12 protein-coding genes are annotated in these 16,132 nt (G+C 38.9%); 2 read left to right on the forward strand and 10 right to left on the reverse strand.

What is annotated here, in order from left to right:
• Positions 1-642: a nucleotidyl transferase AbiEii/AbiGii toxin family protein gene (locus tag HQN86_RS10415; RefSeq protein WP_172660917.1), complete on the forward strand. Its 642-nt coding sequence runs from the start codon at positions 1-3 to the stop codon at positions 640-642.
• A 359-nt stretch (positions 643-1,001) separates the two neighbouring features.
• Here the strand turns inward: HQN86_RS10415 and HQN86_RS10420 are convergent, their stop codons facing one another.
• The 5 genes from HQN86_RS10420 to HQN86_RS10440 all read right to left on the reverse strand — a co-directional run bounded on the left by HQN86_RS10420 (position 1,002) and on the right by HQN86_RS10440 (position 8,540).
• Complete coding sequence (locus HQN86_RS10420; RefSeq protein WP_172660918.1) at positions 1,002-2,576, reverse strand: hypothetical protein; 1,575 nt, start codon at positions 2,574-2,576, stop codon at positions 1,002-1,004.
• A 756-nt stretch (positions 2,577-3,332) separates the two neighbouring features.
• Positions 3,333-6,041: an outer membrane beta-barrel protein gene (locus HQN86_RS10425; RefSeq protein WP_172660919.1), complete on the reverse strand. Its 2,709-nt coding sequence runs from the start codon at positions 6,039-6,041 to the stop codon at positions 3,333-3,335.
• Positions 6,042-6,051: 10 nt separating this feature from the next.
• Positions 6,052-7,077 carry a FecR family protein gene (locus HQN86_RS10430; protein ID WP_172660920.1) on the reverse strand — a complete coding sequence of 342 codons (1,026 nt, stop codon included), beginning with the start codon at positions 7,075-7,077 and terminating at the stop codon, positions 6,052-6,054.
• A gap of 80 nt (positions 7,078-7,157) precedes the next feature.
• Positions 7,158-7,772 (reverse strand): RNA polymerase sigma factor, encoded by a 615-nt coding sequence (locus HQN86_RS10435; protein ID WP_172660921.1) that lies wholly within the window; start codon positions 7,770-7,772, stop codon positions 7,158-7,160.
• A gap of 279 nt (positions 7,773-8,051) precedes the next feature.
• Positions 8,052-8,540, reverse strand: a complete 489-nt coding sequence (locus tag HQN86_RS10440; RefSeq protein WP_172660922.1) for a DUF3592 domain-containing protein — start codon at positions 8,538-8,540, stop codon at positions 8,052-8,054.
• Positions 8,541-8,922: 382 nt separating this feature from the next.
• Here HQN86_RS10440 and HQN86_RS10445 point away from each other — a divergent pair, with 382 nt between their 5' ends.
• Positions 8,923-9,849, forward strand: coding sequence for a hypothetical protein (locus tag HQN86_RS10445; RefSeq protein WP_172660923.1), 927 nt, complete (start codon positions 8,923-8,925; stop codon positions 9,847-9,849).
• On the opposite strand, the gene HQN86_RS10450 is transcribed toward HQN86_RS10445, so the two are convergent.
• The 5 genes from HQN86_RS10450 to HQN86_RS10470 form a co-directional block, all read right to left on the reverse strand.
• Positions 9,756-10,220 (reverse strand): mobile mystery protein B, encoded by a 465-nt coding sequence (locus HQN86_RS10450; protein WP_216854374.1) that lies wholly within the window; start codon positions 10,218-10,220, stop codon positions 9,756-9,758. The two genes, HQN86_RS10445 and HQN86_RS10450, sit on opposite strands and share 94 nt — an antisense overlap.
• A gap of 15 nt (positions 10,221-10,235) precedes the next feature.
• Entirely contained in the window at positions 10,236-10,694 is a 459-nt protein-coding gene (locus HQN86_RS10455) for a mobile mystery protein A (RefSeq protein WP_172660924.1), read from the reverse strand.
• A 686-nt stretch (positions 10,695-11,380) separates the two neighbouring features.
• Positions 11,381-13,678 carry a GAF domain-containing protein gene (locus HQN86_RS10460; RefSeq protein ID WP_172660925.1) on the reverse strand — a complete coding sequence of 766 codons (2,298 nt, stop codon included), beginning with the start codon at positions 13,676-13,678 and terminating at the stop codon, positions 11,381-11,383.
• 174 nt (positions 13,679-13,852) lie between these two features.
• Positions 13,853-14,794 (reverse strand): alpha/beta fold hydrolase, encoded by a 942-nt coding sequence (locus HQN86_RS10465; RefSeq protein WP_172660926.1) that lies wholly within the window; start codon positions 14,792-14,794, stop codon positions 13,853-13,855.
• A 263-nt stretch (positions 14,795-15,057) separates the two neighbouring features.
• A complete protein-coding gene (locus tag HQN86_RS10470) occupies positions 15,058-16,104 on the reverse strand; it encodes an aldo/keto reductase (RefSeq protein WP_172660927.1) in 1,047 nt (348 codons plus the stop codon).
• Between the last annotated feature and the right edge of the window lie 28 nt (positions 16,105-16,132).

Below are 16,132 nucleotides of genomic sequence, written 5' to 3' on the forward strand. Positions count from 1 at the left end.
ATGTACTGGAATACTGTGAACAAAACCCTGAAAGACGGCTTGCTGTTGCTAATGAAAAAGGAAGAATTCGCGAGTTTCCGTCTTGTTGGAGGTACAGCATTGAGTCTTCATCTGGGACATAGGATGTCGGTAGATATTGACCTATTTACCGGGGAACCTTACCGATCCATAGACTTCGATGCCATTGAAGCATGTCTAAAAAACAGTTTCGCTTATGTGCATGGAGATTTTGGCGGCAATCAGGTTATGGGTAAATCTTATCTAGTTGGAACCGATCAAGATCATGTAGTCAAACTCGATGTATATTATTCCACGGATCCATTCTTCCAACCATACGTTGACTCAGATGGTGTTCGAATGGCTACGATAGAGGAGATTATTGCTATGAAAATAGATGTAATTCAGAGAGGTGGCCGTAAAAAAGATTTCTGGGACCTGCACGAGCTGCTGCCGCAATATCCAGTCAACACCATGATTGATTTACACCGTCAGCGTTTTGAGTGGACACATGATCCAAATCTGATCCGGAAAAATTTCTCGAATTTTGATAACGCCGATCCAGATCTCAATCCAATTTGCCTTCGCGGGAAGCAATGGGTCTTTATCAAAGAGGACCTGCTCGAAGCACTTGGTGCAGAATAAACTTCAAAAGAAGAAAAGGTATTGGGGGAGTTTCATATCCAAATTCACAATTCATGAATTGTGAATTCGCAAACACGTATCTTCAGAAACAAAAAGAGTCTGTATCATAAATCATGATTACAGACTTTTTTTGTTTAAGAGATTTTTTATTTTGCTGATTTCTAGGGTTTTGTAGTAATATTTTTGGGACTAATAGTTAAACCAAATTTAAAACCATAAAAACTAACTTAAAACACTTAAAATCAATACTATAAAAAACTTACTAAGTGAAAAAGAGCCTGATATCATGATTTATGATACAGGCTCCTCTCTATTCCATTTCTTAAATTAATTATCACTCAAAGCTAAGTCAAGCAACATTAAATACTTATTACATTGGCTTTAAATGTCTTAACTATGGTCTGTTTTGGGGACCCGTCTTTTGGAACTACATCAAAAGACACACGAACAGCGGCTTCAGCTGCGCTTGGTGGGTTACCAGGTAACACAGATAAATAAGATATTGTAACCGCTGTGGGATCAGAAGCAACTATTCCGTGCCCCAAAATATCTTCTTTATTTTGAGATGAAACACTAATGTCATTAAGAGTAGTATTATTGATAATAGATGTCATATCATATGCCAAAACTTCATATTTAATATTACTGATTGTAGCATCAGATAAGACTGCTGGATTAAAAACTAAATTAAAAGAATTTAGGTTAATAGTATATCTTCTTGTTGGAGCGTACCCTTTTGTTCTTCCATGCCAAGGGTCTGGCTCTCCAGGAGGCACTTGCGGAAGGATAACGCTTGGATTTGTAACTTCTTGGTACACTTGTGGTTTACCATCAACATAAAAAACCCCCATTGGTTGGTTATATGCTGGATAAAAAGGAACAGCTTGGTCATTATTTAATGTGCCTGGAATAGCGAAAACGTTGTCAAACAATTGACTGCTAACTGTAGAACTTCCATTAACAGTAATGTTAGTGTTAAGCGTTAATGAAACTTTTTCATTAATCGTAGTCCTTTTTGTAAAACCAAAAATGCCATTTAAAAACCCACTTATACTGCCTGCCAAACCATTTGTAATTGCTGTTGCTACCTTCGGTTTATCTGTACTGTCTAAAAAACTTATAGCTTGAGTCGCGTGTGATGATCCTACACCAAGAGCCGCATTGACAACAGTATTTGTTAAGGCTCCGAAAAAATTTGTTTTTGAAGAAGGGACAGCAATAGTTCCATTTAGGCTTCCTGTTTGCGTTCCGTTCAAAGTAATACTTGCAATACTATTGGGGTTTATTTGCCACTCCATTGTTGTTGTGGGATAAGCTGTACTAGCAGTATTTTCGTCATAAGCTAGTTCAAACTCGGAAGCATACCATGAACCGGTCGAGGAGACTTGAAAGGGTTGAAGCTGTGTAACGGCCGGTTGGTTTACACCATAATTTACAATATCGCTTCCTGAAAAATTTAATACAGGTGAGCTGGCAGCAGCCGATCCATTGATTGATAGTTCGGAAACAATATTATTGGAAGGATAATTCTGCCCGGGAGCAAAATAAAAATAAGTTCTCAAAACACCTCTATATTTATTGTAAAGCATAAAATAGGATGGATTGTAAACAACACTAGCATTAAAAGTATTGTAAACCAATTCCCACCCATCAGATTCGGCGTAATCTGAGATTATGTCTTGATTAATTTTTACCCCACCTAGCCCTGACTGCCAAGGTACAGGTATCGGTGTTACATTAGGAGGTACGGGCATAAACGAGATGTTTTCCCAATCTAACGGGAATGATGGTGTTCCTGTTAAGGTGCTAGCCGATACGCTCTTACTTTCTAAAGCTTTGTCATAGCTTAGGGATTGGTCTAAATTACTTTTCTTGCAGCTAAAATTTAGTAAAATTAGCATCATAGGTAGAGTGAGAGTTAGAGATTTTTTCATTTGATAATAGGGATTTTTGTGTATGATAGTCTAAAAATAATTCTTTTCTCAAAACAAAAGAGGACGTATCAATTATGATACGTCCTCCTTCTTTACTTTGGCTAATTTCTATTGTAAAACAATGAAGAGAATACAAGGTTAGCCATTTTTTCCAACTTCGCTAATTTTTCCTCTATGTTCACGAAGTTGGAAAAATTGATTTTGATACTTTCAGTCCACTTTTCAGTCCTCAACCTATTCAAAATATCACCTGTTGTATTTCTCGGTTTCACTATGTTCTTATACCATTTCGGTCCAGGTAAAGCTGTTTTATCCCCTTTTCCATAGAAATTGAATAAAATTATTGTTGCCAAAATGTTGACACAGAAAAATTAAACTTGAATTTGGGATTTTTGTAAAAAAACCCTTCTGGCTACCAAACCGAAGGGCTTTTATTTTTGAGTTTAACGGAAAAAATCCGTTTGTGCCCAACGATATACTCCGAACACACCAATTTCTTGATGATTTGAAGGTCGTTGCAGAGATGAAAAACTATATTGATGACATGAGGAATACACGTTTAACACCTCTCAAACGCTGATTTTTGTTTATCAATTAGAAGTAAATAACGTAAAAAAAAGGCATCCCATGTGGGAAATCACTAAGGTCGGATATTCCCATATGGGATAACCAAAATACAGTTATAAATAGATGTCGATCCATGCCATTCTAGCCAAACGTTTTCGACAAGTTATTGCAGAAGAAGACATTTTAGTTTTATAGCCTTTTTAGGGCATCTTCATTACCTAGTTTTGTATCGTTTTTCTGCACATGTGATTTTCCGAACTTATAGGTAAAGCCGACATAAACTCTTTTGCTATCAGTATTTATTCTCTCGGCTGATCGAAAAGTTCCGTAATTTCTCGTTATTAGGTAATCATTACGTTTAAATACCAATTCACTCCCTCCAAGCCTGAGCTGACCTTTGCCTTCCCATAAGTTGAGTAAAAAGGATGCGTCAACATTTTTATTTCCACTGTTATTTGAAAGATCCTGTACGTAATCAGTCCAGTAATAGGCATCGATCTGAAATTTGAGTCTGGTGGAAAATTTAAATATATGAGATGTTTTAAAATCAGAATGGAAAGCAGAAAGTTTATATTTCCGACCAAGGACCAGGCCTTCGGCTTTATTGTACCCTATTGGTGTACCACTGTTGATGGTTTCCCACCAATCATTTATCTGTAAAGGATAGAACAGGTAAAGGGAGATGTCTGAAGCACTTTTCAGGTTCTGTCTAGTATAGTAAGTGACCTTGGTTGCAAAATCTTGTTTTACCGGAAACAGTCCGATTAGCCCTTTGTTTTTTGTGTAACTTAGCGATAGGCTGAGTTTATAGACATTTGCATTTAATGAGTATATGTTATCAAATGCCGGAACCAATGCCGGATCACCTTGCTCAATGGTATACTGATTAATCGCGACCAAATAGGGCACCAGTTCATAGTAAGGTGCACGACTAATTGTCTTTTTATAGGAAGCCGAGACCTCAATGTCTTTATTCACGGTATGCTGGTATAAGAATGTTGGAAACAGATTTGTATAATGCTGGCGGAAGTGACCTGCAAAATCAGCTTTGGTATCTTCCAACCTCACTCCAGCCTGTAATTTAATATTTCTCCATCCTTTGGAGAGAATACCATAGGCTGCTCCAATGGATTCCTGAAGTGTATTATGACTGGAAAACTCCGGAACCTGTTGCATCTGTCCACTTCGGTCATCTTCATAATTTACGCTCGTTCTTGAATTGGTTTGCTGATACTTCAACCCTGTTTCAAGTTTCCAGCTTTTCTGGAATTGACGTGCATAATCTGCCTGTACAATATAAACGTCTATGGCCGCCTGATTCCGGTTTTGATATACGGGCGGAGTTTGGATCAGCTCACCCGAGGCATTATAGAGTGCCGATGGAAATTTCTGGAACATATTCCTCTTCCAGGGGGTAAAGGTTGTCAGAACCGTCAAGTCATGTTTACCCGAATCAGACAGTAAATGATAATTAAGGTTGTAGGTAGAAGACCAGACTGTCTGGTTAAAATCAGCATCGGTAATTAAAGCAGAATCTGGCCTCAGATTTTCTTTTCCAAATTCATTTCGCGTTCCCCATGGTCCTTTAAATTTATAGTGGTTAGCATCTGCGAACAACCCAAAGGTTTGATTTTCACTCAACTGAAAATCGATACTTCCTTGGAAGGAATACATATTATTATGGGAAAGACGCTTCCAGTTATTTGACATAAAATAGGAAGGATCAGCCGGATCCTGAAATCTGGTAGAAGTCACGCCGAAAAAATTGTCACCTTTAATGATCCCCCCGTTTGCATATATGGTTAAACGGTTGCGTTTATAGGTCCCTGAAAGATTTGTGCTACCGTTAGCATATTTTCCTGTAGAACCATCAAGTCTAAAATTTCCTTTAAAACCCTCGACTTGACTCTTTTTGGTTATGATGTTAATCACGGCGCCATAAGAAGCATCATATTTAGCTGATGGGTGGGTGATTAATTCAATTTTCTGAATATTTCCAGCAGGCATTGTTTGTAGTATGTTTTCGAGGGATACATCCGGCACAGGCTTACCATCAATTAAAATCATTGTTTTTTTTCCTTGCAGACTTACACTGTTGTCTGCACCAACTCGTACGAAAGGGGCCGATCGGAGCAACTGTAAAGAGTTACCGGCAGCCATTGCACTGTTTTCGACATTATAGATCAGCCTGTCCCCTTTGCTCTCTACCAGTTGTCTGGATGAAGTGATCTTGACTTCCTTTAAAGTTTCCTCAGAAGCCCGCATTGCAATGGGCTCCATAGCAGGCCTTACAGCTCCGCCAACAGTAAATGGTTTGGTGGTGTAAGGATATTTTCCAACTGCGGAAATCCTGATCTTATAGGTACCGGCTTTAATGGCTGTGAAAGTAAAATTGCCGGTGGTATCGGTCAAAGCATTTTGTACCAAAGTAGAATCTGCCGCGGTCAATAAGGTCACTTTAATATAAATCAGGGGCAGCTGATGCTCGTCCAATACTCGTCCCTGAACCTGGTCCCGTGCTAACGAATCCTGCGCCGGCAATTTTAAGGCTCCTATCTGTTGTGTATCCCCAACAGCCCGGGCAGGTTTTGGAAATATGGAATAATTCTGCTCATCAACTTTGTACCAGGAAAGATTTAACGGGCCTAATAAACTATTCAATACCTGACTGATTGATTTGCCTTTGTATAAGCTGGCATCATAATTTACTTTGTGAGGTTTGACATTAGCATCTTCGTATAGAAAGTTTACTTTAAATTGTGCAATTAATGCAGAGAGTACCTTGACCAGAGGCTGTGGTGTTACCGTGGGGTTTATTTGTCTGACCATAGCAACAGCGGGACTGAAAAGGATCATACAGACTAAATTAATGAGTCCTATTTTTAGATGCTTTCTCATAATGCCGCTCCTATTTAGCTTTAATAATGAGTTCACGGGATTCATTATTTCTGGTAATACTGATGTTTAACGTTATTGCAATTAACTCGAGTAAAACTTTATCATTTTTGGAACTTACTGTTCCTGAAAGTTTTCTTGTTAAAATGTGTGGATCGTCTACCCTGACTTTATAGCCGTAAATGTCTTCGAGGTAATTGAATATTTTAATAAGCGGAACGTTCCTGAAATAAAGCTTTCCGTCTTTCCACGAAGCATATTCAACGACGTTAATAGGCTTCTTGTCTAATTTTCCTCCTGTATATTCTACTATTTCCCCAGGGTTAAGAATTAATGTTTTATCCTTTTCGCTACGCAGACCCAGACTGATTTTTCCATCTAACAAGGCAACTTCTGTCCGACCCCTTCTATCATTGACATTAAAGGAGGTACCGAGTACTTCTACATTTAATGCACCTGTGTGTACTATAAAACGCTGATGATTTTTAACTGGTCCATTTTTATGAAGATGATTTACTTTCAAAAATGCTTCACCTTCAATCCATACTTCCCTGATTTTACTGTCGTCCCAGCTCCTATTATATTTGATATGGGAATTTGCATTTAGGGTCACCTGTGATCCATCTGGCAAAGTCATCGTTTGCAGTTGTCCGTAAGGCGTTTGAATAGATATCTGCTGGAAGCTTGAATAAAATAAACCAGCTGCGAAAAGTACACCAATTAAGATAGCTGCTGCAGCATACCGGAGCCAAAGACTGATTGATCTTTGTGGGTTGCCACTTAGGGTAGTTCTTGCAGCGATAGTATTCCAGATTTCTTGTTGTTCGTTTTTACCGAGTATTGCTGTTTCAAAACGCATAGACAGTATAATCTCTGTTGCCTCCCGGATAATTGGACTCAGGCCGGGATAAATTTGCTGGATGCTGCTCCATTTGAGGTCCAGTTCTTTAGTGGGTTGACTAACCCAAAGCATAAAAGATTTGTCATTGATCAGATCTTTCAGGGCATAGGATTGATAATCGCTTAATTGTTTCTCCATCTTCACTGTTTTGATCCTATTAGCTGACAAAGAAACATTTTACCCCATCAAAATGAATGTATTTTATATCAATCTGATTATCAGCTAAATAATTTTAAACTAAATATCAGATAAAGCAGCAGTAAATCTTCTTTAGATAGATTGTCACGCAAAAAATCCAATGATCTGGCCATTATTTTATAACTTGCTTTAACGGTGATTCCCATTATTTCTGCAATTTCTTCATAGGAAAGCTGTTCGTAGAATTTTAGAAAAATAGCTTCTCTTTGCCGGGCGGTAAGGCCGGAAATAGTTAATTGGAGCTGTTCACTGACTGCTTTGCGCCTTTCACCATCAATCAGTGCTTCTTCTACATCCAGACTAACATTAAATTCATAATTTTCAGTCTCATCAAAATCGCGATGTTTTTGTAACTGAGCGACTTTTTTAAGAATGAGATTTCTGTAAGATTTATAGAGGTAATTTTTAACGTGCGGTGGAATGCCAATTGAATTCCTTTTCGTCCAGAGCTGAACAAACAGTTCCTGGATACACTCTTTTATCAAATCCTTATCCATGGAAAATTTCGCTCCATAATTATACAATCCAGGGGAGTATTCTTGATAAAGAAAGGAAAAAGAGGCTGTATCGCCTGTTTTGAAGGCTTTCCAATGCAGGTTTTCTGATTCGCTGAAATTAGGATATGGAGTTTGCAAAGTGATCTATTTGCTGCTAAAATACAACTTTTAGGTTGTGTTCAAACAGAATGGCTTTGCAAAACACTCAGCAGTAGCTTCCTGCCCTTTTAAAATATGTTAGCTAATTAAGCAACTCAACAGTTTGTCATCGAAAATGGCCGCTCGTTCCATTTAAATTATTCTTCCCTACTTTTACAGAAATATACATCCCATACACTGTGGGTATTTCACCAAAAGTAACGAAAAACCACTATCTCCGAAATAAGCAATTAGGGAATTAGTCACTACAGATAATATTCAATTCCTTACTTCTTCGAATAAGTCTGGATCCATGGATGAATATTTTATAGGTAATGTATCTCCAACAGAAAATCGCCTGTCAGCTTCAACATCATCCATAATTGAATGATTATATATCCTTCCTCTTGAAGTATAAGTAAACTTAATTATTATTCCTGGGTAATTTTTGTGACCGCCCATGTATTTAACTGATGTAACTGTGGCATTAGCCTTTGTACCATACCTCTTAAGCTGATTATCAGCGTAGTTATTGTGAAGAATATTGAGCAATAGAAGTATAGATCCTGTTAAAAGGACGAAGATTAAGCCTTTGACTAAATAGTTCCCAGAAAACCGCAGCTGAATTAAAAAATAAATAGATAACGCAATAGCTAACTGATCAAGTCCATCGAGCTTTGAAAGCTTATGTGAATAATATATGTGGACATAGCCGCAAGCGACAATTCCTGTAGACAATATTAAAGTTATAATATTGATTTTTTTCATAGTGAAAAACTATCGTTTTAAAAAACGAAAATTCGTACATTAAAAGCAAGAATCCAAAGTAAGTTTTACGTTTGTACTTTTCACTGTTAGAGGTCGTCAGTTTAGTTAGCAAAAAGCATTCAGAATGCATTAATCATTATATCAATCTGTGTAATATTCGCTTGTTTATAAAAATAATACAAAAATCTTGATGCATATACTTATCGGATCTTTTTAACAAAGATTAACAACTCAGTCTTTTCACTTGTGCTTAATTTCGTTTGTATGAACGCAATCCGACTTAGGTCTTTCCTCAGTTTATTACTAATTTCTACCGCTAGTATCGTTTCAGCACAAACGCTCAAACAGAAAGAAAAGAACCTCAAAGCATTTACCGAACTACATGGCTATGTTCGCTTTTTCCACCCCTCAGACGAAGCAACTAAGACTAACTGGTTTTTATATTCACTATATGGGAGTCCATCAGGTAATGTCTGCCCAAAATGACCGACAGCTACTCAAAGAGTTGAAGGCGTTAATGTCACCAATTGCTCCATCGGTCATTATAGATAGTATTCCTATACCAAAACTTAGGAGTTTTAGTAAAATTATTCCTGAAAAGGCAATGAATTACAAGCTTGTAAATTGGGTTCACAGGGGTTTATCTTTGCCTAATGGTTCACCCGTCTATAAGAGTCAAAGAAATAACAGAGATACAGTTGAGACGAACTACATCGACTATCCTTTACCTACAATCAGATTAGACGCAACGATTGACGGTTGTTATGAATTTACTGTGGAAGTGACAGGGGATAAAACTGATTGTTACCAGGACAATTTATTTGTTGCGGCCTTTGATGGTTTTGAACGACTCATAAATAAGTCTAGTGAAAATATTATAACTGGAAAAACTATTCGGTACAGATTCCAGGGAAATCTTCCTAAAGGTGAGAAGAGTGTTAATTTTACGCTCAGAGTACCAAAATATAGGATTGTTAGGATAAATAAGCCTAACATTCAAGTTTTCACTGAAAAAAACAAGAGAACATTCGAATTTAAAGAGCCACTGGATGTGAAGAATGCGACTGTAAATATTATTTTGAGTATTGCAGAGGATAAAAAATTCTATTTGACAAAACCTGCCTCTATTTCAAATATAACTTCTTTAAAACTTGCTAAGAATGTATATGCCGCTATTCCACATACCCTCTATGCGACGAAAAGTGCCACTTATCCTCAGGTTGAAAATACATTCCCATTAAACATTTTTTCGATAATAATATTAGCCATCAGCCGGCTATGTCGTCCATTTCCATTTGAAAAACAGTGAATACTAACTATACGGTGTTTAAACCGAACTGCAATTTCATCAGGAGAAAAAACATCATTATCAATCCAAAATCTGGCATCGTCTAACAGCGACTTTAATTCAACAGCAACTTGCCATCTGTCAACGCCAATGTTCTTATTTGTTTTGCGGAAATCCCCTGCCCATGCCCAAACATTTCTATACATTCGTTTATGCACGTCCTTGACAAAAGCTTCTGTAAGGAGACTATTTCGTTTAAAATTTCTGCTCAAAGTCCATTGTATCGCTTCTTCGATATTCTGCTGTTCAAACTCATCCAGCTCTTCCCTGGTTGCAATGGCAGGGATTAGCAAACCTTCTTTTTTCCTCTTCGTCCAATGGGGTTTGTCCATCAATATAAACTATATCTAATCCCATAAAATTTTAGGCATGTTATTTTTTATATCTTCGGTTCTCTCCTTTATCGCTTTTTCAATTCTTTTCTTAGAATTCTCCTGATCTTCTAATTTCATGGTGTTTGATGTGCGTAAAACAATTTTCGAAGCTAGCTCCATTGCCTTTTTTTCTATTAAAGTATCTAACGAACCATCCTTTGGTATAAAGCCATAAACCAATTCCATATCTAATACCCTTCCTACCTCTCTTAAGGATTTTAGCGTGATCGAACCATCGTTTTCTCTTTTTTCAATATCCAAAATACCTTGTTTGGTAACCGACAATTTATTCCCCAATTGTTGCATTGACATACCTAAAGTAGTACGAATGGCTTTAATCCAACCAGTCGGTGGAACAGCAACCTGCTTTAAGGTAACAAAGCTTAGTAATTTATTATTAAGCTGTTGAATCATTAATGACTGTTTTCCCATATAAGTAAAGTTTTAACTTGACAATTCACCAATAAAAGTAAAGCTATAGCTTAACCTATTTTTATGCCTATATTTTAATTAATTACAAATGACTATTAATCAACTAGCCTCATGAAGTAACGGAATAGTGAGAACAACAAAAAATAGCATTTTAGGAATGCGCTTAAGCTTTTCTAAAAAAGAGTTAGAATAAGGTCATTATTAGTAGAACCAAAATTCGGATCGAACCGCTAGGATGAACCTGGCCTTCCAGCTTATCTACCACATTAACACAAATTAGAGGGCAAAAAAAAGGAGTTAGTCCCAAATTTAAGACTAACTCCAACCAAGTGCTCTCGGATATATTTCGAACACACCAATTCCTGCAAGATTTGAGGATAGTTGCAGACTTAAAAAAATATATAGAGGACATGACAAATACACACCCACAGTTTCAAAAAGGTTGCTTTTTTGATAATATCAGTAACTCTGACGCTAAGAAATAGCCCTTCCCATGTGGGAATTTGCACTAGTAGCAATTTCCCACATGGGATTTCACCGGAAGATCAAATAGCAACAAATTAATGTAGTAATAAGAATCATAGCTGTTATATTTTGAACCATCCACTAATAGTGATAGTTTAGCTTATCTGATACATTTCTAAGGACACGTTTGTAATCTACCAACTCTCCAAGCAAGAGTATATTCAAATTATCCCCACCCTAAGACCAATTAATCCGCTAAGACCCTGCAAATCTTCGATATCGAACTTTTGAAGATGGGCGTCAAGCAACTTTTCTGATTGCAACAGTTGCACATAACCGATGTACTCCTTTTCTTCCACTTTAGAAGTACAAACAATTGTAATTTTACCCGGTTGGGTAATGCGTTGCCGGGTGTTTTTTATATGGGCTTTATCGATTCTTTTCTTGACCATTTCAAAGCGGGCGTTGTACGTCCCGTCCACATCAAAGCGTTTTTCATCCATTCTAAAACGAATGGCAATCTCAGTATTATACACCAAAATCAATGAAGTTACCTCAAGCGGATATGGCAGGATATGAACTTCCTCTCTATGGGCAACTTCCATTTTACATACGGTCCTTAGCTGCCAAAGTCTCAAAGCGCTCAGCTTCGAAAAATCATATTGATGTTGCGGCTGGATGGACTGCCCTATATATAGATTATGCTCTACACCATCCGTCTTAAATCGTTCATAATAATGCGGAAAAATTTGCTGAGCTTCGCTCTGTGCAATATCCAACACATTGGCAAGGGTTTGGTTAATCCTGGAAATGGTTTGTTCGTATTTTCTCCGGTATCCATGAAACCTGCCGACATCCTTTTGACAAGCCAAAAAATAAAATTTAAGCTTGTTCCTGAGTTTTTTACTTGTGACACTTCTTAACCAGGGATGAACAGTACCGCTCAGGTAAGCATTGATTTCGTGTTCAGAACTGACCTGAAAGGCCGAACTGATCTTTCTTAACAGTGCCGTCACCTGAACTGTCAATTCGGCAATTTCATTGGGCACACTATCGCAATCTGCAGATTTTAACAACTGCAATACAGCGGTCAACTGATTTTTCAAGTCTTTTTTAGCACTGAGGTTTCGCACATGAGAAGACCCTTTAACATCTAGCTGTGCATACATGGGTATGATATTATCGAAGCAGATCTCTTCTGGCTGGTATTGATTCAGGCCATGCGATGATGCATTCAGATAAAGCTTTGCTTGCTCTCTGAACTTCCAGTTTACCGAGGGATGCAAGGTTGTAAATTTTAATTGTATAACCGCATTGATCTTACTCTCCATTTCCCTCACCATTCTCTCGAATTGATAGGCCAGGTCTGGCATCACCACTTCTAATTTAAGTGCATTAATGCTATTGAGTTCATCAGTCTTTGGCGAAACGACCTCCAGCACACCTAAAATAGAATTGTTTTTGGTTACCGGCGCCAGAATGATGCTTTTATAAGTGTCCGAATCGAACAAGGATGCAGATCTATGCCCCGAGTTAGCCCTGCAATATCGCTCTACATTGGAAATTGCCACATATCGCTGGTCTTTAATCATCGACCAATAATCATTCAGGATGATTGATTCGGACGCACTGTAATCACTATCCTGCAAGATAAGGCTGTGACTATCCTGAACGGTAGTTGCCTCATTGAAGGTGTCCCCATCATGGCAGAACACCACATACCCCACTCTGAGATTAGCGATACCGAAAATGGAACTGAATATGCCATCCAGATTTTGCATGAACTGTGCAGAATTAAAGTCCAGCAGGTTTCCTTTAAAAAGCGACACCGCATTTTCAATAGTTGCGTCAAACAGCGTCATGATTGCAAACCCTTTCAAAATATAACTGCCCGGAGGAATCTTACGCATCCACAAGTCCAGATCTTCGTAATTGTCTTTCAGCAGGTCGATATCCTCAACTGTCAATGGCACCGCTGATTCCGTGGGAATGATTTCCAGAAAATCAGCATTATACAAAATACGATAGTGTTTGATAATTCCATCGGCAGTTGGGATATCATAAAATAAGGGTTTACGGAAATCCAGCCTGGTACCATACAACATGTTGAGCACAATACAGGAACTCAAAACATACATCTGATGCTGATCAAAATCGCGAATACTAAATTCGAACTTTCGACCTGCCTGTTCCATTATCCTTTTGAAACGCGCAGTTAAATTAAAAGCAAAACTGACGTATGGCAAACCCACCGCTTTGATCTCGTTCTCGGTCAAATCTACCGGAAAATAGTTCTCTAGCAACCTGCCTATGAGTGGGGCTTGCTCATCAAAGATAGCCGCATCGGTTATCCCTGCTTTAAGCTCCGGAAATTCTCTGATTTGTTGCAGTAAACTGGTCGCTTCAGCAGAGCCAACGTGGCCGGAGGCTGCGCTTATCAATTCCAGTCTTTTGATGACCGGCTCAAAAGAAAACTCAATTAGAAACGGACTTACGGAATCAAGGTAAAGTGCTGACATCTTTTAATTCTTAATCTAAAATAACAATTAAAACAGACTTTTTTACAAAGTCTGAAACCCTATAATGTAGACACTAAACTATGAAAAGGATTCACCGTGGTGAATCCTTTATGCCTGCCTTCAGGTGCGAACTTGTGTGAAGAAAAACACCCTGCTGTAAAAGACCCCCGACTTCTACTTTACAGATAGGGCCGAATTTTGCTTGAGATTGGTTCCCTTAATAAACTCGGCTATATATCTGGCTGATAATTCCGGAAATTCATGTTGAGGACCATGACCCGAGTGAGGAAAAACCACCAACTGACCATTAGGAATTTTTCCAATCATCGGGTACCAGTTTTGAACCGGCACACTTAAATCATTGTCGCCGCAAACAATAAGCATAGGAATTTGCGTCCGTGTGAGTTGCTCTTTACGGTTTTCCTTATCTTCTCTGAATTTTTCATGCCCTTTGAGATACATCTGAAACAGTTCCATTGTTGCCGGAATTTTGTCCACAACCCCCTCTCTCGCATATATCCTTTCATGAGATGCTTTAGCAGCCTGTCTGCTTTGCGCTGAATTAGCTTCAAAGAAAAGGATCTCCTCATCTTCCAGCGAATTGATGGGTTTTAGGGCTCGCTCAACCCAGCGCTGCTGTACAGGGAATTCAGCATCACCAGGAGGGTTGGTACCGATCAAGACCGCTTGGGCGACACGTTCCGGATACTCCAAAACCATGGTCTGAGAAACATAACCACCCCAGGACCATCCGGCCATCGTCACTTTATCCAATTTCAAGGCTTTTGCAAATTCATTTACCACTTTAGCTACATCGCTAAAGTTGTCTGGCAGTACGCCGGTGGAATACCCGATGCCAGGATAGTCAAAATAAATGACGCGGTTGGTTTTAGCCAGTTCATCTAAAAACAATGGGTCCCAGGTATCAAGGGATCCTCTCATCCGGTTCGCCAATAATATTGGAGTGCCTTTCCCGAGTGAGCGATAGGCAATTTTTACTCCGTTTATTTCTGCATACTGATTTTTGGCGTTTGCCGCCGACTGGGCTTTAGCACTCAGGCTAACAATTACCAGGGTGAGCAATATGCTCAGCTGTTTAATGAATGCGTGTTTCATCTTTTTTTTGTTTAGTTTACAATACTTACTTTCTATAGTCCTAATGTTGAGGTAAGTGCAGGTCAAATTGAATTATGATTATGGACTTCCTCGTTTAAACCTTCATGACTAAAGGCGTACCAATATTGCAACTAGCTGATTAACAATAAATAACAACAAAGCAACTGTATTGTGGTTATCTTTATATCGACAATTGTTGAAAAAGTAACAGCATTGAGATCTTAATAAAGCTTCGTCGGTTGTTAGCCTGAATGTTAATGTGCCTACTGTTTCGTTTGCATCAGTGATGAGCCCGCTCCAAAAATACTCTCCTGTGTTGCCGCAATGATCTCATGAGGAAAGCCTAGCGCAATTAAACTAACCCCATTCAGGCGATCCAACTGCCCGGGGGTAAGATTCACTTTAAGGGAAGTAAGGTTATCAATCAGCTGTTGTTCAGTTCTCGGGCCTAAAATTGTAACGGTTGACAAAGCAGTTTGGGCGTGCTTCTGACGCACCCATGCCAGAGCCACATCCAGGGTCTTTACACCATTTTCTTCGGCTATCGCCTCCAGTGTATCTATAATAACAGTTTCCCTGGTGCTGCTTTCTGACTTTACCAGAGTTCCTCCCCAGGCTTTCTGTCTTGAAATACTTTCCTGAACCGGAGCGCGGTATTTTCCGGTAAGTGTGCCGCCGGCCAAGGGCGACCAGAATGCAACGCCAAGTCCCAGCGCTTCGGCCATAGGCAGAAGTTCCCTGTCTGCAGATCGCTCAATCAGGTTATATTCAATCTGAATGCCGGCTAAGGGTGTCCAGTTGTTTAGATCAGCAAGTGTAGCCGCTCTGGCTATCTGCCATGCCGGGAAGTTCGAAAATCCCGCGTAAAGAATTTTGCCCTCATGGGTCAAATCATCCAGCGCCCTCATCACTTCTTCAATTGGCGTCTGGCCGTCTGAAATATGTGCCCAATAAATGTCTAAATAATCGGTATTTAGGCGTTGCAAACTGTTCTCGATGGAAGTTTTTATATTTTTTCTGCTGTTGCCCGTGGTTAACAGCGTTTTTCCGCCAGTCGAAAATTTAGAAGACAATACCAGGTCCTGTCTTTTCCCCTTGATCAGCCCGGACAATATTTTTTCCGACTCACCACCCTGGTAACCATCAGCAGTATCTAAAAAGTTCCCACCCGCCTCGACATATCGGTTAAAGATTTTTTCTGAGGTTGCCGCATCAGCACCGTGTCCCCATCGTGTACCGAAATTTCCAGTGCCGAGTGCCAGCTCAGACACCCTCAATCCAGATTTTTTTCCAAAAATTTTGTAGTTCATAATGTTGTTTTATTGAATATGTTTAACT

Origin of the sequence: Pedobacter panaciterrae (assembly GCF_013204795.1) — a bacterium.
GTDB classification, from domain to species: domain Bacteria; phylum Bacteroidota; class Bacteroidia; order Sphingobacteriales; family Sphingobacteriaceae; genus Pedobacter; species Pedobacter panaciterrae.

Excerpts from the sequence above, each read along its gene's own strand:
- HQN86_RS10470 (WP_172660927.1), bottom strand. The coding sequence starts at position 16,104 with ATGAACTACAAAATTTTTGGAAAAAAATCTGGATTGAGGGTGTCTGAG.
- HQN86_RS10415 (WP_172660917.1), top strand. The coding sequence starts at position 1 with ATGTACTGGAATACTGTGAACAAAACCCTGAAAGACGGCTTGCTGTTG.
- HQN86_RS10430 (WP_172660920.1), bottom strand. The coding sequence starts at position 7,077 with ATGGAGAAACAATTAAGCGATTATCAATCCTATGCCCTGAAAGATCTG.
- HQN86_RS10455 (WP_172660924.1), bottom strand. The coding sequence starts at position 10,694 with ATGGGAAAACAGTCATTAATGATTCAACAGCTTAATAATAAATTACTA.
- HQN86_RS10440 (WP_172660922.1), bottom strand. The coding sequence starts at position 8,540 with ATGAAAAAAATCAATATTATAACTTTAATATTGTCTACAGGAATTGTC.
- HQN86_RS10460 (WP_172660925.1), bottom strand. The coding sequence starts at position 13,678 with ATGTCAGCACTTTACCTTGATTCCGTAAGTCCGTTTCTAATTGAGTTT.
- HQN86_RS10445 (WP_172660923.1), top strand. The coding sequence starts at position 8,923 with ATGGCTATGTTCGCTTTTTCCACCCCTCAGACGAAGCAACTAAGACTA.
- HQN86_RS10465 (WP_172660926.1), bottom strand. The coding sequence starts at position 14,794 with ATGAAACACGCATTCATTAAACAGCTGAGCATATTGCTCACCCTGGTA.
- HQN86_RS10450 (WP_216854374.1), bottom strand. The coding sequence starts at position 10,220 with ATGGACAAACCCCATTGGACGAAGAGGAAAAAAGAAGGTTTGCTAATC.
- HQN86_RS10425 (WP_172660919.1), bottom strand. The coding sequence starts at position 6,041 with ATGAGAAAGCATCTAAAAATAGGACTCATTAATTTAGTCTGTATGATC.
- HQN86_RS10420 (WP_172660918.1), bottom strand. The coding sequence starts at position 2,576 with ATGAAAAAATCTCTAACTCTCACTCTACCTATGATGCTAATTTTACTA.